This window comes from Micromonospora zhanjiangensis, from assembly GCF_042650605.1.
Taxonomy (GTDB): domain Bacteria; phylum Actinomycetota; class Actinomycetes; order Mycobacteriales; family Micromonosporaceae; genus Micromonospora_J; species Micromonospora_J zhanjiangensis.
On the sequence record NZ_JBHSBN010000010.1, the window covers coordinates 195,690 to 219,026 of the forward strand.

General features: G+C 71.5%; 16 protein-coding genes and 1 pseudogene. 13 read left to right on the plus strand and 4 right to left on the minus strand.

Annotated elements, in window-relative coordinates; all coding sequences use genetic code 11:
* The first annotated feature begins 132 nt into the window (after nucleotides 1-132).
* Entirely contained in the window at nucleotides 133-1,557 is a 1,425-nt protein-coding gene (locus ACFOX0_RS17025; RefSeq protein WP_377546764.1) for an amino acid adenylation domain-containing protein, read from the plus strand.
* Here ACFOX0_RS17025 and ACFOX0_RS17030 read toward each other — a convergent pair.
* Genes ACFOX0_RS17030 through ACFOX0_RS17040 form a run of 3 tightly spaced genes read right to left on the minus strand, consistent with a single transcriptional unit; the run spans nucleotide 1,523 to nucleotide 4,261 of the window.
* The gene (locus ACFOX0_RS17030; RefSeq protein ID WP_377546767.1) at nucleotides 1,523-2,758 is read right to left on the minus strand and encodes a cytochrome P450; all 1,236 of its coding nucleotides are present in this window, start codon (nucleotides 2,756-2,758) and stop codon (nucleotides 1,523-1,525) included. The two genes, ACFOX0_RS17025 and ACFOX0_RS17030, sit on opposite strands and share 35 nt — an antisense overlap.
* A gap of 2 nt (nucleotides 2,759-2,760) precedes the next feature.
* Entirely contained in the window at nucleotides 2,761-3,024 is a 264-nt protein-coding gene (locus ACFOX0_RS17035; RefSeq protein ID WP_377546769.1) for an acyl carrier protein, read from the minus strand.
* Nucleotides 3,008-4,261, minus strand: a complete 1,254-nt coding sequence (locus ACFOX0_RS17040; protein WP_377546771.1) for a condensation domain-containing protein — start codon at nucleotides 4,259-4,261, stop codon at nucleotides 3,008-3,010. Before ACFOX0_RS17040 ends, ACFOX0_RS17035 begins: the two co-directional genes overlap by 17 nt.
* 231 nt (nucleotides 4,262-4,492) lie before the next feature.
* Between ACFOX0_RS17040 and ACFOX0_RS17045 the strand changes: the two genes are divergently transcribed.
* From ACFOX0_RS17045 to ACFOX0_RS17055, 3 genes are all read left to right on the plus strand, one after another.
* Nucleotides 4,493-5,533 carry a glycosyltransferase family 2 protein gene (locus tag ACFOX0_RS17045; protein ID WP_377546774.1) on the plus strand — a complete coding sequence of 347 codons (1,041 nt, stop codon included), beginning with the start codon at nucleotides 4,493-4,495 and terminating at the stop codon, nucleotides 5,531-5,533.
* A gap of 7 nt (nucleotides 5,534-5,540) precedes the next feature.
* On the plus strand, nucleotides 5,541-6,695 hold the full coding sequence (locus tag ACFOX0_RS17050) for a 3-dehydroquinate synthase family protein (protein WP_377546777.1): 1,155 nt from the start codon (nucleotides 5,541-5,543) through the stop codon (nucleotides 6,693-6,695).
* An 84-nt stretch (nucleotides 6,696-6,779) separates the two neighbouring features.
* Nucleotides 6,780-8,753 (plus strand): potassium transporter Kup, encoded by a 1,974-nt coding sequence (locus tag ACFOX0_RS17055; RefSeq protein ID WP_377546778.1) that lies wholly within the window; start codon nucleotides 6,780-6,782, stop codon nucleotides 8,751-8,753.
* Nucleotides 8,754-8,763: 10 nt separating this feature from the next.
* Here the strand turns inward: ACFOX0_RS17055 and ACFOX0_RS17060 are convergent, their stop codons facing one another.
* Nucleotides 8,764-9,528 carry a helix-turn-helix domain-containing protein gene (locus ACFOX0_RS17060; RefSeq protein ID WP_377546780.1) on the minus strand — a complete coding sequence of 255 codons (765 nt, stop codon included), beginning with the start codon at nucleotides 9,526-9,528 and terminating at the stop codon, nucleotides 8,764-8,766.
* Nucleotides 9,529-9,676: 148 nt separating this feature from the next.
* Between ACFOX0_RS17060 and ACFOX0_RS17065 the strand changes: the two genes are divergently transcribed.
* The 9 genes and pseudogenes from ACFOX0_RS17065 to ACFOX0_RS17105 all read left to right on the plus strand — a co-directional run.
* On the plus strand, nucleotides 9,677-9,871 hold the full coding sequence (locus ACFOX0_RS17065) for a hypothetical protein (protein WP_377546783.1): 195 nt from the start codon (nucleotides 9,677-9,679) through the stop codon (nucleotides 9,869-9,871).
* Between the two features lie 122 nt (nucleotides 9,872-9,993).
* Complete coding sequence (locus ACFOX0_RS17070) at nucleotides 9,994-12,981, plus strand: glycoside hydrolase family 3 protein (RefSeq protein ID WP_377546785.1); 2,988 nt, start codon at nucleotides 9,994-9,996, stop codon at nucleotides 12,979-12,981.
* 83 nt (nucleotides 12,982-13,064) lie between these two features.
* Nucleotides 13,065-16,082: a beta-galactosidase gene (locus ACFOX0_RS17075; RefSeq protein WP_377546787.1), complete on the plus strand. Its 3,018-nt coding sequence runs from the start codon at nucleotides 13,065-13,067 to the stop codon at nucleotides 16,080-16,082.
* Between the two features lie 54 nt (nucleotides 16,083-16,136).
* Nucleotides 16,137-17,141 carry a LacI family DNA-binding transcriptional regulator gene (locus ACFOX0_RS17080; protein ID WP_377546789.1) on the plus strand — a complete coding sequence of 335 codons (1,005 nt, stop codon included), beginning with the start codon at nucleotides 16,137-16,139 and terminating at the stop codon, nucleotides 17,139-17,141.
* Nucleotides 17,142-17,323: 182 nt separating this feature from the next.
* Nucleotides 17,324-18,631: an ABC transporter substrate-binding protein gene (locus ACFOX0_RS17085; protein WP_377546792.1), complete on the plus strand. Its 1,308-nt coding sequence runs from the start codon at nucleotides 17,324-17,326 to the stop codon at nucleotides 18,629-18,631.
* 62 nt (nucleotides 18,632-18,693) lie between these two features.
* Nucleotides 18,694-19,623, plus strand: a complete 930-nt coding sequence (locus ACFOX0_RS17090) for a carbohydrate ABC transporter permease (protein ID WP_377546795.1) — start codon at nucleotides 18,694-18,696, stop codon at nucleotides 19,621-19,623.
* Entirely contained in the window at nucleotides 19,620-20,531 is a 912-nt protein-coding gene (locus tag ACFOX0_RS17095; protein WP_377546798.1) for a carbohydrate ABC transporter permease, read from the plus strand. The genes ACFOX0_RS17090 and ACFOX0_RS17095 overlap by 4 nt, the downstream gene beginning before the upstream one ends.
* A gap of 72 nt (nucleotides 20,532-20,603) precedes the next feature.
* A complete protein-coding gene (gene yicI, locus ACFOX0_RS17100) occupies nucleotides 20,604-22,958 on the plus strand; it encodes an alpha-xylosidase (protein ID WP_377546801.1) in 2,355 nt (784 codons plus the stop codon).
* 126 nt (nucleotides 22,959-23,084) lie between these two features.
* Nucleotides 23,085-23,337, plus strand: a pseudogene (locus tag ACFOX0_RS17105) (ABC transporter substrate-binding protein); the annotation flags it as partial.

The window sequence follows — 23,337 nt, forward strand, 5'->3', positions numbered from 1 at the left end:
CGGGAGAAGCGGATGACGTCACGAACTGAACCCCCGTGGCGAGAAGACGAAACCGCACCCACGCTCTGCATCGATTAGCATCGAATAGTACGGCAACGGGACGCGGCTGGCTAGGAATGACGGGAGACTGAGGTGACCGGCGGGGCATTCTCCAGCGACGATCTGCTGTCCACTATCGACGGACAGTTTTCGCGCGTACCGGACCGGCCGGCGCTCGTCGGGCCGCAGGGCACGCTGACGTACCGGGAGCTGGACCGGGAGTCGGCGGCCGTCGCCGAGCGGCTGCGCGCCGCGGGGCTGCGGGCCGGAGACGGCGTCGTGCTTCACTCGCGGCTGTCGCCGTGGGCCGTGGTGGCGATGCTCGGCACCCTCCGCGCGGGCGGCCGGTACGTGCCCGTGGACAGCGGCTTCCCGGCCGACCGTCAGCGACTCATGACCGAACTCTCGGGCGCGCGGCTGGCCCTGCGGGAGCCGGACCCGGTTCCCCTGTCCATCGGCGAGGGCGAGACGCCGACCGGGTCGGGGATGGCGTACACCTGCTTCACCAGCGGGTCGACCGGGACTCCCGGGCGCGTCGACGTACCGCTGTCGTGCCTGGCCTTCTCCACCTTCACCCGGCTGGGTTACTACCGTGAGCCGGTGTCCGGGTTCCTGCTCTGCTCGTCGATCTCCTTCGACAGCTCCGTGGCGGGCATCTACTGGACCCTGGTGAGCGGAGGCACGCTGATCGTGCCCAGCGACCGGCCGGCGGACCTGGTCGCCGTCGCCAGATCGGCGGCGTACCACCGGGCCAGCCACCTGCTGATGATTCCCTCGCTGTACCAGCTGCTCGTCTCCGGCGGCCTGTCCGACCTGCTGGCCAGCCTGCGCGTCGTCGTCGTGGCCGGGGAGCCGTGCCCGCCGCGGCTGGTCGCGGCCCATTTCGACAAGCTTCCCGGGACCGAACTGCACAACGAGTACGGGCCGACGGAATGCACGGTGTGGAGCACCGTCCACCGGTGTGTCCCGACGGACGCCGCGGGCGATTCGGTGCCGATCGGCCGGCCCCTCGCGAACACCTCGGTTCAGGTACGCGACGACGCCGGACGACCGGTGGAGCCCGGCGCGGTGGGTGAGATGTGGATCGAGGGACCGCACGTCGCCGCGCCCAACCACGGCACCGCATACCGCACCGGCGACCGCGCCCGGGTACGGGCCGACGGGGCGCTGGAGTTCCGGGGCCGGGCCGACGGCCAGTTGAAGCTCGGTGGCGCACGCGTCGAGCTCGGCGAGATCGAGCACGTGTTGGCCCGGCACGAGCACGTCGGCGCGGCGGCGGTCGGTGTGGCGGGGCGGCACGGTCAGCGGCCGCAGCTGGCCGCCTACGTCGTCGCCCACGGGGAGGTGGATCCCGACCCCGAGGCTCTGCGCCGACACGCCCGGCGCTACCTGCCGCTGGCTGCCGTGCCGTCCGTCGTCGTGGTCGTCGAGCGGTTACCGTGCCTGCCGAACGGCAAGCTGGATCGCCGGCGCATCGACGAACTCACCGCGGCGTTACCGTCACGGGGAACCGCTTGAAACCCGCCAGCCACGTCGATCGCACGTGCGTCGGCGCCCCGGACGGCTCGATCGCCGCGTAGCGGGCGAACATCTCCGCGAACAGGATCCGGAGCGCGAGCCGGGCGAAGTGGTTGCCGAAACAGTAGTGTCGGCCGGCGCCGAACGCCAGGTGTCTGTTGGGTGAGCGCCACGGGTCGAACTCGTCCGGGGACTCGAAGGCGGCGACGTCGCGGTTGGCCGAGCCCAGCCAGACGACCACCGCATCGCCCGGTTCGACGAGCACCCCACCGACGCGGACGGCGCGGGTCGCGACGCGCATGAAGTGCTGAGCCGGAGTGGCCCACCGCAGGGCCTCCTCGACCAGGGTCTCCAGCGCGTCCGGCCGGTCCGCTAGCCGACCGTAGAGGTCCGCCCGGGCCAGTTCCCGCATGGCGGCCGCCGGGACGTGCGGGATCGCCGCCGCGGCGCCCAGCACGATGCTGTACGCGTTGGCCACGATCGCACCGGGCCGCAGCGGACCGTCGTCGGTGCGCAGGCCCGACATGATGCCGATGAGGTCGTCGCGTGGCTGGCGAAGACGGCGCACGACCAGGTCGGTCAGGTAACCGAAGAGCTCGCGGTGCGCCCGTTCGAGGGTGGCTTCGGGTCCGGCGGGCAGCATGTAGTCGGGATCCTCCTCGGCGACCGACATCATGGCCAGCCGCAGCAGCGCGGGCCAGTCGGCGGGTGGGATGCCGAGCAGGGGCCCCAGCGCCACCATCGGCAGCGGTGCGAAGGCCTCGATCAGGTCGAACGTTCCGCCGCCCAGGCCGACGTCGAGCATGGCCCGGATCTCGCCGCGCATGTCCGCCAGGTGACGGGCCGCCCCGGCGGCGCTGACCCGGTGCTGCATCGGTGCGCGCAGTTGCGTGTGCCGGGGCGGGTCGGAGGAGGCGAACTGCTGGCCGCGGGCCGGTTCGGCGCGGCCGAGGAGGTTGAGGAAAACGCCGCTGGTGGAGCTGAACGTGTCGTGGTCGAGCATCACCTGCTGGGCGTCGGCGTACCGGGTGATCGCCCAGAAGCTGCCCCGGCCCGGCACCGGTTGCCGGTGGACCGGGTCGCGTTCGCGGAGGGCGCGCCACACCGCATGCGGCTCACCCTGCTCGTAGAGCCGCGGATCGGCGAGATCCACGGTCGACAGGTCATCGGGCACCGCGGCGGCGGCATACGACAGCCGCACGGTCAGTCCGGTTGCGCGAGACGTTCCGGCCGCAGGATCGCGTCGGCCAGTTCGGCAACGGTCGGGCGCATGAAGAGCACCCAGGAGCTGACCTCCACCCGAAGTTTCACGTACAGGTCCATGAGCAGGTCCGCGGCGGTCAGCGAGTCGCCGCCCAGCTCGAAGAAGTTGTCGTCGCGGGTCACCGGGACGTTGCCGAGTTTGGCGCTCCACAGCGCGATCAGCTCGGCTTCCAGTTCCGTGCGGCTCTCAGGCAGGACCGACAAGATGCCTCCTCGGGCTTGTGACGTCGCTGACGCTGCGGGCGAAGGACCGGACCAGGTCGGCGACCCATCCCGCGTCCACCAGTCCCGAGCGGTAACGGATCGTGCCGACGTAGTCGTCCACACCGTCGGCCTGCAACCAGCAGAGCAACGCGCTCAGCGGCAGCACGGTGGCCCCGTACCGGGGGCCGATCGGCAGCCGGTCGAGCGGCATCGACGCCGGGTACGGGACAGGTGGCGGAAACTGCACCAGCTCGAACCCGGCGGCCGGGACGCCGTCGGGTCGGCACAGCGCGCCGATCTCCGGCACGTGCGGCAGCACGCGGGCCAACGTTTGTTCACAGGCGAGCGCCCGGACGAACGCGTCGTGCACCCGCGAGAGTGCCTCGGGCGCCGCCAGTCCGCCGATCCGGACGCGAATCGCGACGAGGTTCATGAACGGGCCCACCGATTCCCAGTCGGGCCGTTCGCGTCCGCTGGTGAACAACGGGACGGCGACCTCGTCCACGCCGGCGGTGGCCGACAACGCCATCGCGTAGGCCGTCAGCAGGCAGACGAAGGGCGTCGTGCGCGCCGTCCTGGCCGCGGCCGCCAGCGCCGTACGGTCCACCGGCAGGACGAATCGACTCTCGGCGTCCATCGGGCCGGGAGCGGCGACCGGTGGCACCAGCGGCGGCAGCTCGCGCAGCAGGTCCCGCCAATGGCGTACGGCGAGTTCGACGCGGGTGGCCGGCCGGTGGTAGGCATCACCTGCCGCGGCCGCGAAGGGATGCACCTCCAGCCGTACCGGCCGGTCGTGGGTCAGCCCGTCCACGATCGCCGCGAGATCGCGTACCAGCAGTTCCATGGACCAGTGGTCGGCGCACGCGTGGTTCGCCACCAGGACAAGCGTGCACCCCGCCGGGTGCCGCCCGAGCACGGCCCGCAGCGGCGCGTCCGGTGCCCGCGCCACCCCGGCGAGGAGTTCGGGCTCGAGATCCCGGCCTGCCGGTGCCGACACGTCCAGGACGTGCAGCGGCACCTCGCCCGGGGGACCGGGCCGGTGCCGGAAACCGTCCGACGTGGGCAGCAGAACCGTCCGTAGGATCTCGTGGTGTTCGACCAGTTCTCGCAACGCCCGGCGCAGGATCGTCGGTTCGGTCGGGGCGGACGACCGGTACGCCCCGAGCCCGACGAAGCCCGGGCCCGTCACGTGGTTCGGATCCGATGCCTCGATCCACCCGAGAACGTCGGCGGGCATTGATGGATAGGTGGCTGGAAAGCCGCCACCGGGCGTCTCATGCACAGGCTCCCCCGCAGCGCGATTGCATCGACCGACAGCAATCATTGCCGACGGCAAAATGCCCGTCAAGGTCGATGTGGACCATGGCGCCCTTGACGCGACGGCGACCCGCGAGACACGATGCTCGTCGATGCGCTGCCCCGTCGGTGACCGACGGGGCAGGGTCGATTCCGACGGCACGGGGGGAACGTGTTGACGTCCGCTCACGGCATTTCCGTGGTGACGCCGGTCCGGGGACGGGTGCCCGAACTGCGTGCGATGCTGGCGAGCGTGCGGGTGGCCGCGGCCCGGTGCCCGGTGCCGGTCGAGGTCATCGTCGTGGACGATTCCGAACCACACCAGGCCCGGCAACATCGTGACTCGTGCCGACGGTACGGCGCGCGCTACCTGCGCGGCCCTCGGAACGTCGGCGCCAAGCGCAACATCGGGGTCCGGGACAGCAGGTACGACGTGGTCGTCTTCCTCGACTCCGACTGTCGGGCGACGGCCGACCTGCTCGGTCGTTACGCCGCCGGGATCGACCGGGCGGACGCCGACGTGGCCGCGATCGCCGGGCCGACGTTCCCCGAGCCCGGCACCGGACCGGTTTTCCGGCTCATGCGCGGCTCCGCCCTGCTCAACGACGATCTGGAGCGGCCGGCCCGACTGCACCGGGTCCCCTGGGCGACGACCTGCAACCTGGCGGTACGCCGAAGCGCCTTCGAAGAGGTCGGCGGGTTCCGCACCGATACGCTCGATCTGGTCGGCGGCGAGGACGTCGACTTCGGCCTGCGGCTCACCGGCCGGGGATTCGTCATCGCCTGCGATCCGCAGGCCGTCGTCACCCACGCCAGCGGGAGCACGGGCTCCCTGCCGACGGTGCTGCGCCGGCTCTGGACGTACGGACGCTCCGAGCAGTGGCTCGTCACGCGCCATCCGCTGGGGCGGCGGACCCGGCTGAACCCGGTCACGGCGACCGTGGTGGCCTCGCTGGTCGCGCTGCTCGGCGCCCACTCGTCGCGGCGGGCGCTGTGGCTGGGGCCCGCGACCGCCGCCGCGCTGCTCGTGCGCGACGCGCACCGCCGCGGCGGCCTCACGCCACCGCTGGTGGCGAGGACTCTCGTGGAATGGGCCTTCGACGCCGGCGCGGTCTCCGGCGCCGTCCGCCTCCGCCGGCCGGACCTGCTGCTGGCCGGCTTCGCCCCGGCCGACATCGTGCCCGACAACCCGAGACGGGCCCACGTCGGATGACGCGCCGATGAGACGACTCTCGGCCGCGCCCCTGCGGCAGAGAACGATCCGGTTCGCCGACACCGATGTTCCCTACCGGTACGGCATCGACTGTGCCGAGGCGGTGGCCGCGGAGATGCTGCGGGCGTGCCCCGACGCCGAATCGGCGATCTGCGTCGTCGACCGCCGGGTGACGGACCATTTCACGCCGGTACGCGACCGGCTGTCGACCCGGATCCGCGTCGAACCGTTCGTCCTCGATTCGTCCGAGGACCGCAAGACGCTGGCAGTCGTCCAGTCGGTGCTCGACTTCGCCGTCGCCCGTGGCGCCGACCGGCGAACTCCCGTCGTCGCGATGGGCGGTGGTCTGGTCGGCAACGTGGCCGGGCTCGCCTCCGCCCTGCTCTTCCGCGGTACCCGGCTGATCCACCTGCCGACCACCCCGGTCGCCGCGTTCGACTCCGTGCTGTCGCTCAAGCAGGCGGTGAACCTCGCCGGTGGCAAGAACCTGTGCGGCGCCTTCCACACTCCCACGCTGATAGCCGTCGACCTTCGGTGGCTGACCACCATCCCCCGGCACGAACTGGCTACCGGCCTGGCCGAGATGGCCAAGAACGTGCTGACGGTGTCGCCGCACGCGGAAGCCGCGTTCCTGGCGGCCATGCGGATCCTGCCCGAGGACCCGACGGCTGCCTTCGAGGGCCTGTGCGCCATCGGCATCAACGCCAAGCTGCCCTTTCTGGCGCAAGATCCGCGAGAGCGCGGCACGGCGCTGGTCTTCGAGTACGGACACACCGCGGGCCACGCCGTCGAGTTCCTCTCCGGGGGACGCCTCAGCCATGGCGAGGCGGTGGCCTGGGGCATGCTCGTGGCCGCCCGGATCAGCCGCGACCTCGGTTACTGCGGCGACCGGGAACGCGAACGACACCGGCGGCTGCTGGCGGGGCTCATGCTCTCGGCCGAGCGTGCGCGTGCCGTGCTGCCGTCCGACGAGTCGCTCCGCCGGACCCTGCTGAACGACAACAAGCGTGGCTACCTGCGGTGCGGGCCGGAGGAGTTGCCGATGGTCCTGTTACGCGAGGGTGGCGGTGCTGTGCAGGGACCGGACGGTCGGCCCCTGGTGCCCGTCCCGGTCGACGACGTGGTGCGCGCGCTCCGGGCCGAGCTGGCGTCCGCCGCCTGACCCGGTCCCCGGGTACGCCGCCGCCGGCGGGTTCGTTTCCGGGTTCCGGTCAACGGGCGGCACGCCGGTTGGTATGCCTGAGAGGTGTCCGCACGGGGGAACGACCAGCCGGGTGGTGCCGGGCCGGTGGAGGACGCCCTGGGGGCCCCGGAAATCCGCGCCGGGCGCCGGCCGCCGGCCCGGGCGGCCGGCATGGTGCTGCTCGTGGCCGCGCTCGGCGTGGTGTACGGCGACATCGGCACCAGCCCGCTGTACGCCCTGAAGACCGTCTTCACCCTCGACCGCGGCCTCACCCCCGCCGTCCCCGACGTGTACGGCGTGATCTCCCTCGTCTTCTGGTCGATCACCCTGATCGTCTCGATCAAGTACGTCCTCTTCATCCTGCGCGCCGACAACGACGGCGAGGGCAGCATGATGGCCCTGGCGGCCCTGGCCCGGCGGGCACTGGGGGACGCCGCCGGCCGCCGGGCCGGCACCGTACTGACGCTCGGGGCGCTGGGCGCGGCCCTCTTCTACGGCGACAGCGTGATCACCCCGGCCATCTCGGTGCTGTCCGCGGTGGAGGGGCTGGAGGTCAGCTATCCCGAACTGGCCGTGGTCGTGCTGCCGATCGCCGTGATCATCCTGATCCTGCTCTTCGCCGGCCAGCGCTGGGGCACCGGGCGGGTCGGCAGGGTCTTCGGGCCGATCATGCTGTTCTGGTTCGGCTGCCTGGGCGCGGCCGGGGCCGCCGAGGTGATCCGGCATCCCGACGTCCTGGCCGGGCTGTCGCCGACGTACGCGGTGCTGTTCGTGGTGCACCACCCGATGGTCGCGTTCGTCGCGATGGGCGCCGTGGTGCTGGCGATCACCGGCGCCGAGGCGCTCTACGCCGACATGGGGCACTTCGGTCGTACGCCGATCCGCCGGGCCTGGTTCGCGATCGTGTTCCCCGCGCTGACCCTGAACTACCTCGGCCAGGGCGCCCTGATCGTCCGGATGCCGGACGGCCGGGCCAACCCGTTCTTCCTGCTGCTCCCGGGCTGGGCGCGGCTGCCGATGGTCGTGCTGGCCACGGTGGCCACGGTGATCGCGTCCCAGGCGGTGATCTCCGGGGCGTTCTCGGTGTCCCGGGAGGCCATGCGGCTGGGCTTCCTGCCGCACCTGCGGGTCCGGCAGACCTCTAGCAAGGAGTACGGGCAGATCTACGTACCCGGGGTGAACTGGAGCCTGTTCGCCGCGATCCTGCTGGTGGTGTTCGCGTTCCGCTCGTCCACGAAACTCGCCGCCGCGTACGGCGTCGCGGTGACCGGCACGTTCCTGATCACCACGACCCTGTTCCTGGTCGTGGCGCGGGCGCTGTGGGGCTGGTCGGTCCGCCGGGCCGCGCTGTTCGGGTCCGTCATCGGTAGCGTCGAGCTGGTCTTCTTTGTCGCGAACCTGGCCAAGGTCAGCCACGGCGGCTGGTTGACGCTGTTCATCGCGGCCGTCGTCTTCACCAGCCTGATGACCTGGCGGCGGGGAGCCGAGCTGGTCACCCCGCGGCGGACCGAGCTGGAGGGCCCGCTGGCCGATTTCATCGACCGGCTGCACGCCGAGAACGTCCCCCGGGTGCCGGGGACGGCGGTGTTCCCGCACGCGAACCGGGACACCACGCCGTTGGCCCTGCGCGCGAACGTCGCGCACAACCACGTCCGGCACGAGCAGATCGTGATCATCACCAGCCGGACCGCGAACGTGCCGCACATCGACTGGGAACGGCGGCTCACCGTCGACCACCTCGGCGACCCGGCGGACGGCATCATCCACGTCACCGCCGTCTTCGGCTTCCAGGACGCCACCGACTTCCCCGAGGTCGTCCGCCGGATCGCGGCCCACCCGCTGGGTGAGGGGATAACCCCGGAGCAGGTCTCCTACTTCGTCTCCCGGATCACGCTGCGCCGTGCCGACCGGCCGGGCCTGGCCGCCTGGCGCAAGCGGCTGTTCATCGGCCTGGCCCACAACGCCGCCAGTCAGGCCGAGTTCCTCCGCCTGCCCGAGGCGAACACCATCGTGCTGAGCGCCGAGATCCCGGTCTGAGTCCGGCCGGTCAGACGTCGTCCGGTACGACGTTGTAGCGGTCCAGTGTGGCCTTGCTGGTCGAGGCCTCCTGGAACACCAGCTCCCACGGGCCGGTGTTGACCGTCAGGTCCTTGCCGAAGCCGACCCACTTGCCGGCCATCCGCCGGCCGGTCGGCTCGACCAGCAACTGGATCGCGCCGTGGTAGCGGGCCCCTCGGTAGTAGCCGGCCGGGTCGGTCTGCTCCACCCAGGTGCCGGTGATGACGCTGCCGTCCACGGTCACGTCCAGGGACAGCGCCGACGGCGCCGAGCCGGGCAGGCTGCGGGCGGTCAGCCGGTCGCCGTGCTGGATGACCACCACGAAATGCTGACCGGCGTACGACTGGTTCCGGCCACTGGAGTGGTACTGGTAACGGCTGCGCCACACGCCCCCGTACGACCCGTGTGCCCCGGCCGGTCGGGGCGTCGTGGTCGGGGCGACCAGTTCGGACAGGTCGGACAGGCTGGAGGACAGGTCGTGGCCGTCCCGGTCGTTGCCGGCCACGCTCTCGCCGGTGACGGAGGCGAAGCCGAGCAGTTCGATCGGCAGGCCGGTGACCACCTCCAGGGCGCGGACGTACAGCGGTCTGGGAGCCGCGATGGCGCCGGACTCCCACCGTTGGACGAGCCGCTTGTTGGCGTCGTTGGGTTCGCCCGTCCGGTAACCGGCGGACTGCAGGGCGCGGGCGAAGTCGTCCTGGCTCATCCGCATCCCGGTGCGGACCGCTCGGAGCGCGGTGTTGGGTGTGGACATGAACCGACGATAGATATCTGTCGCTGCAATGTCGCCGGTCGTGTGGCCGTTTTGCCGCATCCTGCGTCGTCGCGCACGGCGACGTCCCGGCGGCATCGTGAAACCGTCGGGGCCGGGCGTTCCGGTCCGCCGACGAAGGAGCGCCGGGATGAGGCTGTTCAAGCGGAAAGAGCCGTACACCTTCACGCCGGAGCAGGCGGCGGAGATCCTGCGGGCCGCCCGCGAGGACGACGCCGAGGAACGCGCGGCCGCCCGCAACCGCCTGCTGGAACAGGCCCGCCAGGGGGAACCCGCCACCACGATCCACCCCGCCGACGGCGGCGCCGGGCGAGATGTTGCTTGACGAATCTCGATACGTCTATAGTTGGCGCCCGACCCTGAATATCTTGACGGTGACCTCGTGGTCGATTCGTCGAAGCGCTTCGACGCCCGGGGACGTCCGTTGGACAACCTGAGGAGACCCGCATGCGAAACCGGCGCCTCCGGCGCGGGGTGGTGGCGTTCGCGCTCGCGTTGCTGACCCTGCCGGCGATACCGGGTCAGGCGTTGGCCGAACAACCGGCCTACCCGTTCCGGAACCCGAAACTTCCCCTGGCCGTCCGGGTCGACGACCTGGTCGGGCGGCTCACTTTGGACGAGAAGATCTCCCTGCTGCACCAGTACCAGCCGGCCATCCCGCGGCTGGGCATCGACCTGTTCAAGACCGGCACCGAGGCGTTGCACGGGGTGGCCTGGTCGACGGACATCGACAACAACGGCGCCGTGGTCACCGCGGACGGCACCTCCTTCCCGCAGGCGGTCGGCCTGGCCAGCACCTGGAACCCGGACCTGATCAACCGGGTCGGGTCGGCGGTCGGCGACGAGGCGCGCGGCTTCCACGCGCAGAACCCGCGCGTCTGGGGGCTCAACCTCTGGGCACCGGTGGTCAACCTGCTCCGGGACCCGCGCTGGGGTCGCAACGAGGAGGGCTACTCCGAGGACCCGCTGCTCACCGGCGCGATCTCCACGGCGTACGGGTCGGGGATGACCGGCGGCGACCCGCGCCACCTGAAGACCGCGCCCACAGTGAAGCACTACCTGGCCAACAACAACGAGGTCCGGCGGGACGTGACCTCCTCGAACCTGCCGCCCCGGGTGCTGAACGAGTACGACCGGGCCGCCTTCAAACCGGCCATCGCGGCCGACGCGGCGACCGGCGTGATGTCGTCGTACAACCTGGTCAACGGGCGGCCCCAGACGGTGGACCCGAGCCTCGACACGGTGGTCCGGGGCTGGACCGACCAGGCCCTGATGAACGTCACCGACGCCTGGGGGCCGAACAACCTGACCGGGTCGGAGGCCTACTACGCCACCCAGGCGGAGGCCGACGCGGCGGTCATCAAGGCCGGCATCAACAGCTTCACGGTCGACGACACCAACGCGGTGCCGACCGTCACCGCGGTCAACCAGGCCCTCGCCGCCGGCCTGCTCACCGAGCGGGACATCGACGTACGGATCAAGCAGACCTTCACCGTCCGGTTCCGGCTCGGCGAGTTCGACCCGGGCGGCGGCCGGTACGGGAAGATCACGCCCGACGTGATCGACAGCCCGGCACACCGCAAGCTCGCCCGGCAGACCGCCGACGAGGCGATGGTGCTGCTGAAGAACTCGCGGGACACGCTGCCGCTGTCCGCCGCCAAGACCCGCAACGTCGCCGTGCTCGGCCCGCTGGCCGACACGCTCTACTCCGACTGGTACGCCGGCAAGCTGCCGTACCAGGTGACCGCGCTGGACGGCATCCGCGAGCGGCTGGGCTCCTCGGCCACCGTCACCAGCGGCGACGGCGCCGACCGGATCGCGCTCAAGGACGTCGCCACCGGCCGGTACGTGACCGCCACCGGCACCACCGACGCCGACAAGGTCACCGCGACCGGCGAGTCGGCCACGGCCGCCGCCCAGTTCGACGTGGTCGACTGGGGGCAGGGCGTGCTGACCCTGCGCAACGCGGCCAACGGCCGCTACCTCGGCTACAACTGGGGACCGTTCCTGACCCGCGACGAGCAGCCGGGCGGCTGGTTCGTGCAGCAGCAGTTCAAGCTGGAGAACCAGCCGGACGGCAGCGTGGTGCTGCACTACGCCGGCTATGAGACCACCGAGAGCTGGTTCGGTCCCAACACGTACGTCACGGTCGGCGCGGACGGCGCGCTCACCCTGGGCGCCAGCACCGCGGCCGACGCCGCGCACTTCAGCCGCGAGCTGCTCAGCAACGGCGTCGAACGGGCGGTCGCGGCGGCCAAGGCGGCGGACACCGCCGTCCTGGTGGTCGGCAGCAACCCGTCCATCAACGGCCGGGAGGCGCACGACCGCAGCACCATGGCGCTCGGCGCGAGCCAGGCGGCGCTGGTCAAGGCGGTGACCGCGGCCAACCCGCACACCGTGCTGGTGCTGCAGACCAGCTACCCGGACACCATCACCTGGGAACAGCAGAACGTGCCGGCCATCGTGTGGACCACGCACGCCGGCGCGGAGACCGGACACGCGGTCGCCGACGTGCTGTTCGGCGACGTCAACCCGGCCGGCCGGCTCACCCAGACCTGGTACCGCTCCGACGACCAGGTCCCGCCGGACCTGCTGGAGTACGACATCATCGCGTCGAAGCAGACCTACCTGTACAGCCGGGCCAACCCGCTCTACGCGTTCGGCCACGGGTTGTCGTACACCTCGTTCCGGTACGCCAACCTGCGCGCCGACCGGGACGTGCGGGCGGACGGCACGGTGACCGCGCGGGTGGACGTCACCAACACCGGCCGGCGGGCCGGCGCCGAGGTGGTGCAGCTCTACACCCACCAGCGGACCTCGCGGGACGCCACGCCGATCCAGCAGCTGCGCGCCTTCGAGAAGGTCCAGCTCGCCCCGGGTCAGACCCGGACCGTGACGCTGCGGCTGCCGGCCCGGGACCTGGCCCACTGGGACGTCACCCGCAGCCGGTGGGTGGTCGAGGACTCCACGTACGACCTGCTGGTCGGCTCCTCGTCGGCGGACATCCGGCAGCGGGCCGCGGTGCGGGTGCACGGCGAGACCATCCCGCCGCGCGATCTGTCCCGGACCACCCGGGCGGAGAACTTCGACGCGTACGCCCCGGGGGTGAAACTGGTCGACGAGAGCAAGGCCCGGGGCACCGCCGTCGGTGCCGGCGCGGCCGGCCAGTGGATCTCCTTCGGCGAGGCGGACCTGCGCCGCGGGTCCGGCACGTTCACCGCGAAGGTGGCCAAGGGCAGCGCCGGCGCCGGGAAGATCGAGATCCGGCTCGGTTCGCCGACCGGCCGGCTGCTCGGCACGGCGGCCGTGCCCAGCACCGGCGACCAGTACCGGTACGTCACCACCGGTGCGTCGCTGAGCCGGGCGGCCGGCGTCCAGGACGTGTACCTGGTGTTCGACTCCGCCATCCGGTTGTCCGAGTTCTCGATCCGTTGACCGGTGCCCGCCGGGTCCGTCGCCCCCCTCGGTGGCGGATCCGGCGGGTGCCCCGGTCAGCTCGTCCGCGAGGAGCCTCCGCCATGACCGTCCGCCGCACCCTGGCCGTCGCCGTCGCGCTGCTGACCGCCGTCGGGCTCGCCGGACCACCGACGGCGGCCGAGGCGACCCCGACCGTCCCGGCGGCCGTCGTCCCGGCGGCCGTCGACCCGGGCACGGCCCAGGCCGGAAACCTCGCGGCGCCGGCCGCCGACCCCGCCGCGGGGCCGATCCTCGGGCGGCGGCACCAGGTCACGTACGACAGGTACTCGCTGATGCTGGACGGGCGGCGGCTGCTGCTGCAGTCCGCCGAGTTCCACTACTTCCGGCTGCCCAGCCCGGACCTGTGGCGGGACGTCCTGGAGAAGCTCAAGGCGGCGGGCTTCAACTCCGTCTCGCTCTACTTCGACTGGGCGTACCACTCGCCGAAGGCGGGGGTGTACGACTTCACCGGCGTCCGGGACGTCGACCGGCTGCTGCGCACGGCCGAGGAGGTCGGGCTCTGGGTGGTCGCCCGACCCGGGCCGTACATCAACGCGGAGACCTCCGGCGGTGGGTTCCCGTCCTGGCTGAAGCAGGTGCCCGGCCGGGCCCGCAGCAGCGACCCGGGCTACACGGCCGCCTACCGGGACTGGCTCGGCCACCTCGACCCGATCATCGCCCGGCACCAGGTGACCCGGGGCGGTGCGGTGCTGCTCTACAACGCCGAGAACGAGTACGCGACGAACACCGACGCGGCCTACATGCAGGACATCCAGGACACCGCCCGGTCGCACGGCGTCGACGTGCCGATCATGACGAACGTCTGCTGCGACGCCGCCGACTGGGTGTCGAAGTGGGGCTCCGGCCTCGGCGCGGTGCAGATCCCCGGCGTGGACGACTACCCGCAGTCGTTCGACTGCGAGAACTTCGACACGACGTGGGGCCCGTGGGGCGAGGGCGTGACCGAACGGATCCGGCCCGACGCGCCGGTCTTCGCGGCCGAGTACCAGGCCGGCTCCATCGACGCCCAGAACGTCGGCTACGAGGCGTGCCGGAAGCTGACCGGACCGGCGTACATGCGGTACTTCCACAAGAACAACACCATCGTCAGCGGCGCCACCGGGTTCAACTACTACATGGGCTTCGGCGGCACCAACTGGGGCTGGCTGGCCCAGCCCAACGACGTCTACACCTCGTACGACTACGGCGCCGCGATCACCGAGGGTCGCCAACTCACCGACAAGTACGACGAGTTCAAGCGGCAGGGATACTTCCTGCGGGCGCTGACCCCGCTGACCAGGACCGACCCGGCCACCGGACCGGCGACCGGGAATCCGACGCTGCGCACCGACGCGCGGGCCAACCCGGACACCCGTACCCAGTTCGTGCTGCTGCGGCACACCGACCGGGCGGCCACCACGACCGACACCGGCGTGCTCGACTGGTTCACCCCGGACGGCCGCTACCAGGTGCCGGTGCGGCTGGCCGGCCGGGACGCGAAGATCCTGGTGGCCGGCTACGACCTGGGCGACCAGCGGCTGGTGCTGTCCAGCTCCGAGATCATGACGCACGCCGCCGTCGACGGTCGGGACGTCGCCCTGCTCTACGGCGACCAGGGCTCGACCGGCACCACCGTGCTGCGTTACCGGCAGCGCCCCCGGGTGAGCGTGCTGGCCGGCGACGTGACCTCGGCGTACGACCCGGTCACCGGGGACCTGCGGTTGACGTACCCGCACGCCGGGCTGGCCCGGGTGCTGGTCACCGGGGGCGGTCGCCGGCCGTTGCTGCTGCTGGTCGGCACCCCCGAGGCCGCCGCCGGGTTCTGGCGGGTGGACACCACCGCCGGCCCGGTCCTGGTACGCGGCACGTCGCTGGTGCGCTCGGCCACCGTACGCGGGGACACCCTGGACCTGCGGGCGGACAGCGCGTCCGCGGCCGACGTCGAGGTCTTCGGACCGGTCCGGCGGCTCACCGTGAACGGCCGGACGGTGCCGGTGCGGCCCACGGCCGGCGGCTCGGTGGCCGGCCGGCTGCCCGGCCCGGCCGCGGTGCGGCTGCCCGCGCTGACCGGCTGGCGCGTCCGGGCCGAGGCGCCCGAGGCGGCGCCCGGCTTCGACGACTCGGCCTGGACGGTGGCCGACCACACCAGCACCCTCAGCCCGATCCCGCCGGTGACCCTCCCGGTGCTCTACTCCGACGACTACGGCTACCACAGCGGCAGCGTCTGGTACCGCGGCCGGTTCACCGCCACCGGCACCGAGACCCAGGTCAAGCTGAACGCCGTCACCGGGAAGCGGGGCAACTACCTGGTCTGGCTGAACGGCCGCTACCTCGGTTCGGCGGCCGGCGGCACCCAGGCCGACGCCGGCCCGCCGGCCAACCCGGACCCCGGCCCGGGCACCTTCGCGGTCCCGGCCGGGCTGCTGCGGCCGGGTGCCCCGGCCACCCTCGCGGTGCTGGTGCAGAACATGGGCCAGAACGACGACTGGACCGCCGAGGAGATCCGGTTCCGGCAGCCGCGCGGCCTGGTCGGCGCCCGGATCGCCGGCTCCACCGCGCCGATCGGCTGGCGCATCCAGGGCGCCGCCGGGGGCGAGGACCTGCCCGATCCGGTACGCGGGCCGCTCAACCTCGGCGGCCTGTACGGCGAGCGGACCGGCTGGACCCTGCCCGGCTTCCCGGACCGCGCCTGGCTCGGCGTGGCCACGCCGAGCGCCCGGCCGCTGGACGCCGGCGTGAGCTGGTTGCGGACCTCGTTCCGGCTGGACCTGCCGGCCGGTCAGGACACCTCGGTCGGGCTGCGGTTCGGCGCCGCCCCGCCGGCCGGCTACCGGGTGCTGCTCTACCTCAACGGCTGGAACCTCGGGCAGTACGGCGCGGACATCGGGCCGCAGACCGACTTCGTCCTGCCGGCCGGGCTGCTGCGCGGGCACGGCGACAACACCCTGGCGCTCGCCGTCGTCGCCGACCGGCCGGGCGGGAAGCTGCCCCCGGTGAGCCTGGTGACCCTCGGGACGCAGCGCGGCGGCGTACCGGTGCGGGACGTCCCGTCGCCCGGCTACGTCCCGCCCCGTCGGTAGGATCGGCTGACCGGCGGCCGGTCCGCACCGGACGAACCAGGACGGGAGAGATCCATGGCGACGATCAGCGATGTCGCCCGGGCCGCCGGCGTCTCGGCCAGCACCGTGTCGTACGTGCTCAGCGGGCGCCGGCCGATCTCGGCGGAGACCCGGGCCCGGGTCCAGGCCGCCATCGCCGAGCTGCGTTACCACCCGCACGCCGGGGCGCGGGCGCTGGCCAGCAGCCGGACCAGCGTGCTGGCCCTGGTGGTGCCGTTGCGGGCGGACGTCAACGTCCCGGTGATCATGCAGTTCGTGACCGCCGTGGTGACCGCGGCCCGGACCCACAACCACGACGTGCTGCTGCTGACCATGGACGAGGGCACCGCCGGTCTGGAACGGGTCGCGGGCTCGACCATGGTGGACGCGCTGATCCTGATGGACGTCGAACGGCAGGACGTCCGGCTCCCGGCGCTGCGCCGGCTGAAGCAGCCGTCGGTGCTGATCGGCGTACCCGACGATCCGGACGGGATCGCCTGCATCGACCTGGACTTCGCGGCCACCGCCCGGGAGTGCCTGCGCCACCTGGCCGGGCACGGGCACCGGCGGGTCGCCCTGGTCGGCCCCACCCCGGCGGTCTACCAGCGGGGGACCAGCTACGCCGACCGGTTCCTGGGCGGCTTCATTGAGGCGGCTGCGGAGTTCGGCGTACGGGCGGTGGCCCGGTCGTGCGAGCCCGGTGGCGACGGCGTACGGGCCTGCCTGGCCGGCATCGACGCCGAGCTGCCCGACGTCACCGCGCTGGTGGTGCACAACGAGGAGGCCCTGCTGCCACTCCTGGACGAGCTGCGGATCCGGGGCCGCCGGGTGCCGACGGACGTCTCGGTGGTGGCGGTCTGCCCGCGCGACGTGGCCGTCGCCCAGCCGGTGCGGTTGACGTCGGCGGACATCCCGGCGCACGAGGTCGGCACGCTGGCCGTCGAGATGGCCATGGGCCTGCTGGCCGGCCGGGCCGCTCCGACCACCCGGCTGCTGGCGCCCACCCTGGTCGAACGGGACAGCTGCGCGGCTCCGCGCTGAGCCGGACGCCGCGCGGTCGGCCCGGGCCGGGTCGACGTTCGCGCTGGTGATGTTGCGGGAATGTGACCGTTGACATCTAGGGGGCTCGTTCTCTAGCGTCTGGCCCAGCGAACGTCGAAGCGCTTCGACGACCACCTCGGCCCGGCCTCCGCGTCCCGGGCACGACCGGCTGGGAGGACGGCATGGTCAGATCACGGGCGACCCTCGCCGCCGGCGCGTTGCTGCTGGCGGCATCCCTCGGGCTCACCGCGTGCGGCAGTAACGGCGAAGGCGACGACGGTGCCGACGCGAAGAGCCTGACGCTCTGGCACTACGAGGGCGCGAACAGCGCCATGGGCATCGCCTGGAACGAGGCGATCAACCAGTTCAAGGCCAGCCACCCCGGGGTGGAGGTCAAGTTCGAGGAGAGAGGCTTCGAGCAGATCCAGCAGAACGCCGGGATGATCCTCAACTCGGACAGCGCCCCGGACATCATGGAGTACAACAAGGGCAACGCCACCGCCGGCCTGCTGTCGAAGCAGGGACTGCTCACCGACCTCACCGAGCAGGCCAGGTCGCGCGGGTGGGAGAAGGCGCTCAGCCCGAGCCTGCAGACCACCGCCAAGTACAGCCAGGACGGCATCATGGGCGGCGACAAGTTCTACGGCGTGCCGAACTACGGCGAGTACGTGATGGTCTACTACAACAAGGACCTGTTCGCGAAGCACAAGGTGGCCGTACCGACCTCGCTGGCCGAGTTCGAGACGGCGATGGACACCTTCGTCAAGGCCGGCGTCACCCCGATCGCGACGGCCGGCGCGGAGTACCCCGCCCACCAGATCTTCTACGAGCTGGCGCTCGCCAAGGCCGACCGCAGCTTCGTCGACAAGTTCGAGCTCTACAAGGGCAAGGTCGACTTCCACGGACCGGAGCTGACCTTCGGCGCGCAGACCTTCGCCGACTGGGTGAAGAAGGGCTACATCCCGAAGACCTCGGCCAGCCTCAAGGCCGAGGACATGGGCGTCGCCTTCGAGCAGGGCAAGTACCCGATCATGATCTCCGGTAGCTGGTGGTTCGGCCGGCTGGCCAAGGAGATCAACAAGTTCCAGTGGGGCACCTTCCTGTTCCCCGGCAACAAGCTGCACCCCGGTTCCAGCGGCAACCTGTGGGTGGTGCCGACCAAGTCCAAGGCCAAGAAGCTGGCGTACGACTTCATCGACATCACCATGAAGCCGGAGATCCAGAACCTGCTGGCCAACAACGGCGGCATCCCGGTGGCGGCCGACCTGTCGAAGATCACCGACCCGCGGAACAAGGAACTCAACGACAACTTCGCCCGGATCGCCTCCAACGACGGGCTCGCCTTCTACTCGGACTGGCCGGCGCCGGGCTACTACGACGTCAACGTCAGCGCGGTACAGGGCCTGATCAACGGCTCCAAGACGCCCGCCGCGGCGCTCGACCAGCTGGCCAAGCCGTACCAGGAGAACCTGAGCAACATCGGTAAGTGAGTCCTCGTGGCGGGCCGGACCGGCCCGCCACGAGGCGGTTCGGCACGGCGAGAGGCGAGCGGATGGCAGGCGGGCACGGACGGCGACGCCGCGGCGCACGGCAGCGCGGCTACGCGGTGTTCCTGATCCCGGGGGTGGTGGCCGCCGTCGCGGTGATCGTGGTGCCGGTGGTCATGACGGTGGGGGCCAGCTTCACCCGGTGGACCGGCATCGGCGCGCCGCGCTGGGTCGGCCTGGACAACTACACCCGGCTCTTCGCCGACGAGTTGTTCTGGGCCTCGTTCGGGCACATCCTCGGGCTGATCGTGGCGATGGCAGTGCTGCCGACGCTGTTCGGCATGGTGCTCGCGGCGGTGCTGTTCGACTACGTCGCGCCGGCGTTCGGCAACCGCTGGGCGAATGTCTTCCGGTCCGGGTTCTACCTGCCGCAGGTGCTGCCGGTCGCGGTCACCGGCATCGTCTGGGGCTGGATCCTGCACCCGGAGTACGGCGCGCTCAACCGCATCCTGGACTCCGCCGGACTGGGGTCGCTGGGCCGCAACTGGCTCGGCGACCCGGACTGGGCGCTGCTGTCGGTGATGGGCGTGCTGGTGTGGTTCCAGCTCGGCTACCCGGTGGTGATGTTCATGTCCGGCCTGCAGCGCATCGACCCGGAGATCTACGAGGCCGCCTCGCTGGACGGCGCCGGCTGGTGGCAACGCTTCCGCCGGATCACCGTGCAGCTGATCCGGCCCGAGTTGTACGTGGTCCTGGTGACCACCACCATCGCCGCGTTGAAGATCTTCGGGCAGATCTTCGTGCTCACCCGGGGCGGTCCCGACAACGCGACCCTGGTGCCGTCGTACTTCGCGTACAAGAACTTCTTCCAGACGTTCAACGTCGGCTACGGCTCCGCGATCTCGACAGTGCTGCTGGTGCTCATCGTCGGGCTGGCGATCCTGTTCCTGCGGCTGCAGGACGCCGACCAACGGGTCCGGGCGGTGGGTCGATGACCGCCCCGCCCGTCCAGCCCGTCGCGCCGGCGGTGGGCACCGCCCCGCGGCCGTCCCGCGCCGGCGCGCCGACGGACCGGCGCAAGCGCCGCCGGCCGACCCGGTTCGTGGTGCTGGCCGTGCTGCTGGTGGCCGTGCTGCTGACCGTCGCCCCGCTGCTGGTGGTGGCGATGAACGCGGTCAAGAACCCGGCCGACTACGCCGGCAACGGGCCGCTCGCCGCGCCCCGGTCGCTGTACTTCGACGGCATCGTCGACTTCTGGCACCGGGTCGATTTCACCCGCAAGCTGCTCAACAGCCTGGTGATCAGCCTGACCGTGGCGGTCGGCGGGGTCGTGCTGTCGGTGCTCAACGCGTACGCCCTGGGCATCGGGCGGGTCCGCGGCCGGATGTGGTTCCTGGTCTTCTTCCTGGTGGCCAACCTGCTGCCGCAGGAGGCGCTGGTCTACCCGCTCTACTACCTGGCCAAGAGCCTCTACCTCTACGACAGCCCGCTCTCGGTCATCATCATCTTCATCGTCGTCCAGAGCGCCTTCGGCACCTACCTGCTCTCCTCGGTCTACCTGGAGTTCCCGACCGAGTTGCTCGACGCCGCCGAGGTGGACGGCGCCGGCCGGTGGCGCACGCTGTGGCGGGTGGTGGTGCCGGTCAGCCGGCCCACCCTGGCGGTGCTGTTCACCTTCTTCTTCGTCTGGACCTGGAACGAGTTCTTCCTGCCGCTGATCTTCCTGGTCTCCAAGGACAACCAGACCGTCCCGGTGGCCCTCGGCGTACTGCAGGGCGACCGGATGATGGACGCCACCACGACCAGCGCGTCCGCGCTGATCGGCATCCTGCCGGCGGTGATCTTCTTCCTGATCTTCCAGCGCACGCTGACCCGCGGCATCGCCGCGGGCGCGCTGAAATAGCCCACCCCGGCGAGCGGTACCGGCGGCGGCGCGGCCGACCGGCCGGCTCGTCGCACCGCGAAGGGACGGATGATGAAGTTCACCGACGGCTACTGGCGCAAGCGCGACGGTCTCACGGTGCTGCATCCGGTGCAGCTCGTGGACGCCACCGCGGACGACCGATCGCTGCGCGTGTACGCCGCCACCCGGCCGGTCCGGGACCGGGGGGACACCCTGAACGCCCCGCTCATCACGGTCACCTGCACCGCACCGATGCCGGACGTCATCCGGGTCACCATCAGCCACTTCCAGGGTGAACGGCCCCGGCTGCCGGCCTTCGACCTGGCGGCCGATCCGGACACCCCGGTCAAGGCCGCGGTGGACGACACCGGTGCGACGTTCAGCTCCGGCACGCTCACCGCCCGGTTCACCGGCGGCGACGCATGGCGGCTGGACTTCCTGGCCGACGGGCGGGTGCTCACCGGCAGCGGACGCAAGGGGATCGGCGTGGTCGAGGCCCGGGAGGGGCTCGACCCGGCCACCGGCCGGGACATCCTGCGGCACTACGTGCACGAGCAACTCGACCTGGGCGTCGGCGAGGCCGTCTACGGACTGGGCGAGCGGTTCGGTCCACTGGTCAAGAACGGTCAGACGGTGGACACCTGGAACGACGACGGTGGCACCAGCAGCGAACTGGCCTACAAGAACGTGCCATTCTACCTGACCAACCGCGGCTACGGGGTGCTGGTCGACCACCCGGGCCGGGTGTCCTTCGAGGTCGGCTCCGAGGTGGTCTCCCGCAGCCAGTTCAGCGTCGCCGGGCAGAGCCTGTCCTATCTGGTGGTGTACGGCCCGACGCCGCGGGACGTGCTGCGCCGCTACACCGCGCTGACCGGCCGGCCGGCGCTGCCGCCGCCGTGGTCGTTCGGCCTGTGGCTCACCACGTCCTTCACCACCCCGTACGACGAGGCGACGGTCACCCGGTTCGTGGACGGCATGGCCGAGCGGGACCTGCCGCTGAGCGTGTTCCACTTCGACACGTTCTGGATGCGGGAGTACCACTGGTGCGACTTCGAGTGGGACAGCCGGACCTTCCCCGATCCGCCGGGGATGCTCGCCCGGCTGGCCGCCCGGGGACTGCGAACCTGTGTCTGGATCAACCCGTACATCGCGCAGCGGTCGGCCATGTTCGCCGAGGGGGCAGCCGCCGGCTACCTGCTGCGCCGGCCGAACGGCGACGTCTGGCAGTGGGACCACTGGCAGGCCGGCATGGCCCTGGTCGACTTCACCAATCCGGACGCCCGCGCCTGGTACGCGGGGAAGCTGCGCGGGCTGCTGGAGATGGGCGTGGACTGCTTCAAGTCGGACTTCGGGGAACGCGTACCGGCCGACGACGTGGTCTACTTCGACGGCTCCGACCCGGAGCGGATGCACAACTACTACACGTACCTGTACAACGAGGTCGTCTTCGAGGTGCTGCGCGAGCACCGCGGCGAGCACGACGCGGTGGTCTTCGCCCGCTCCGCGACGACCGGCGGGCAGAAGTTCCCGGTGCACTGGGCCGGTGACAACTCTGCCACCTTCGAGTCGATGGCCGAGACCCTGCGCGGCGGGTTGTCCCTGGCCGCCTGCGGCTTCGGGTTCTGGAGCCACGACATCGGCGGCTTCGAGGGCCGACCGGACCCGGCGGTGTTCAAACGTTGGATCGCCTTCGGTCTGCTCTCCTCGCACAGCCGGCTGCACGGCAACCAGAGCTACCGGGTGCCGTGGCTGTTCGACGAGGAGTCCGTCGAGGTGCTGCGGACGTTCACCCGGCTCAAGTGCCGGCTGATGCCGTACCTGTTCGGCGCGGCGGTGCGGGCCCACCGGGAGGGAATCCCGGTGCTGCGGCCGATGGCGGTGGACTTCCCGGACGACCCGGCCTGCGTACACCTGGACCGGCAGTACCTGCTCGGCGACGACCTGCTGGTGGCGCCGGTGTTCAGCGCCGACGGGGACACGTCGTACTACGTGCCGGCCGGCCGGTGGACCCGGTTCGTCGACGGCGGCACCGTCGAGGGGCCGGCCTGGGTGCGCGAGACGCACGGCTTCGACAGCGTGCCGCTGCTGGTGCGGCCGGGCGCCGTGCTTGCCGTGGGCGCCCGCGAGGACCGCCCGGACTACGACTACGCCGACGGCGTCACCCTGCGCGTGTATCCCGGCCCCGACGGCACCCGGACCGTCACCGTGCCGGCCCCGGACGGTACGGCCGCGGCCACCTTCGAGGTCGAACGGTCCGGTGCCGGCATCCGGATCGAGCGGCGCGGCGCACCGGCACCGTGGCGGGTGCTGCTGGTCGGCGCCACCGGCACCGACCCGGCGGACGGCACGGTCACCGCGACGGACCTGGGCGAGCTGGTGGAACCGCCGGCCGGCGCGACCACCTGCCAGGTTTCGGTAACGGCCTGATCACGATCGATCGAGCGGTGACAACCGACCCGGCCGGCTCGGGCGTTCCTTCCGTGTGCGCACGAAGTTCGGCCGGGTCGCGTGGTGTACGCGACAACCCGACAGCGAAGGGGAGGACCCTCTCGAATGAAGGTGTCGAAGCGTGCGGTTGTGTTTTTCTCCGCGGTGGCGCTGGTGTGCGTCGCGTCCGGCTGTAGCGGCGGTGGTAGCAGCGACTCCGGTAGCACCAAGGACGGCGCGATCACCATCGATGGCACGCAGCCCGAGGTTGGTCTGGTTCCGTCGAACACCACTGAGACCGGTGGTGGCAACATCCTCGACTACATGTGGACCGGTCTGGTTTCCTACCCGAACAACGGTGGGGCGCCGAAGAACGCGG

Excerpts from the sequence above, each read along its gene's own strand:
- ACFOX0_RS17090 (WP_377546795.1), top strand. The coding sequence starts at position 18,694 with ATGGCAGGCGGGCACGGACGGCGACGCCGCGGCGCACGGCAGCGCGGC.
- ACFOX0_RS17075 (WP_377546787.1), top strand. The coding sequence starts at position 13,065 with ATGACCGTCCGCCGCACCCTGGCCGTCGCCGTCGCGCTGCTGACCGCC.
- ACFOX0_RS17040 (WP_377546771.1), bottom strand. The coding sequence starts at position 4,261 with ATGCCCGCCGACGTTCTCGGGTGGATCGAGGCATCGGATCCGAACCAC.
- ACFOX0_RS17060 (WP_377546780.1), bottom strand. The coding sequence starts at position 9,528 with ATGTCCACACCCAACACCGCGCTCCGAGCGGTCCGCACCGGGATGCGG.
- ACFOX0_RS17070 (WP_377546785.1), top strand. The coding sequence starts at position 9,994 with ATGCGAAACCGGCGCCTCCGGCGCGGGGTGGTGGCGTTCGCGCTCGCG.
- ACFOX0_RS17080 (WP_377546789.1), top strand. The coding sequence starts at position 16,137 with ATGGCGACGATCAGCGATGTCGCCCGGGCCGCCGGCGTCTCGGCCAGC.
- ACFOX0_RS17085 (WP_377546792.1), top strand. The coding sequence starts at position 17,324 with ATGGTCAGATCACGGGCGACCCTCGCCGCCGGCGCGTTGCTGCTGGCG.
- ACFOX0_RS17050 (WP_377546777.1), top strand. The coding sequence starts at position 5,541 with ATGAGACGACTCTCGGCCGCGCCCCTGCGGCAGAGAACGATCCGGTTC.
- ACFOX0_RS17095 (WP_377546798.1), top strand. The coding sequence starts at position 19,620 with ATGACCGCCCCGCCCGTCCAGCCCGTCGCGCCGGCGGTGGGCACCGCC.
- ACFOX0_RS17065 (WP_377546783.1), top strand. The coding sequence starts at position 9,677 with ATGAGGCTGTTCAAGCGGAAAGAGCCGTACACCTTCACGCCGGAGCAG.
- yicI (WP_377546801.1), top strand. The coding sequence starts at position 20,604 with ATGAAGTTCACCGACGGCTACTGGCGCAAGCGCGACGGTCTCACGGTG.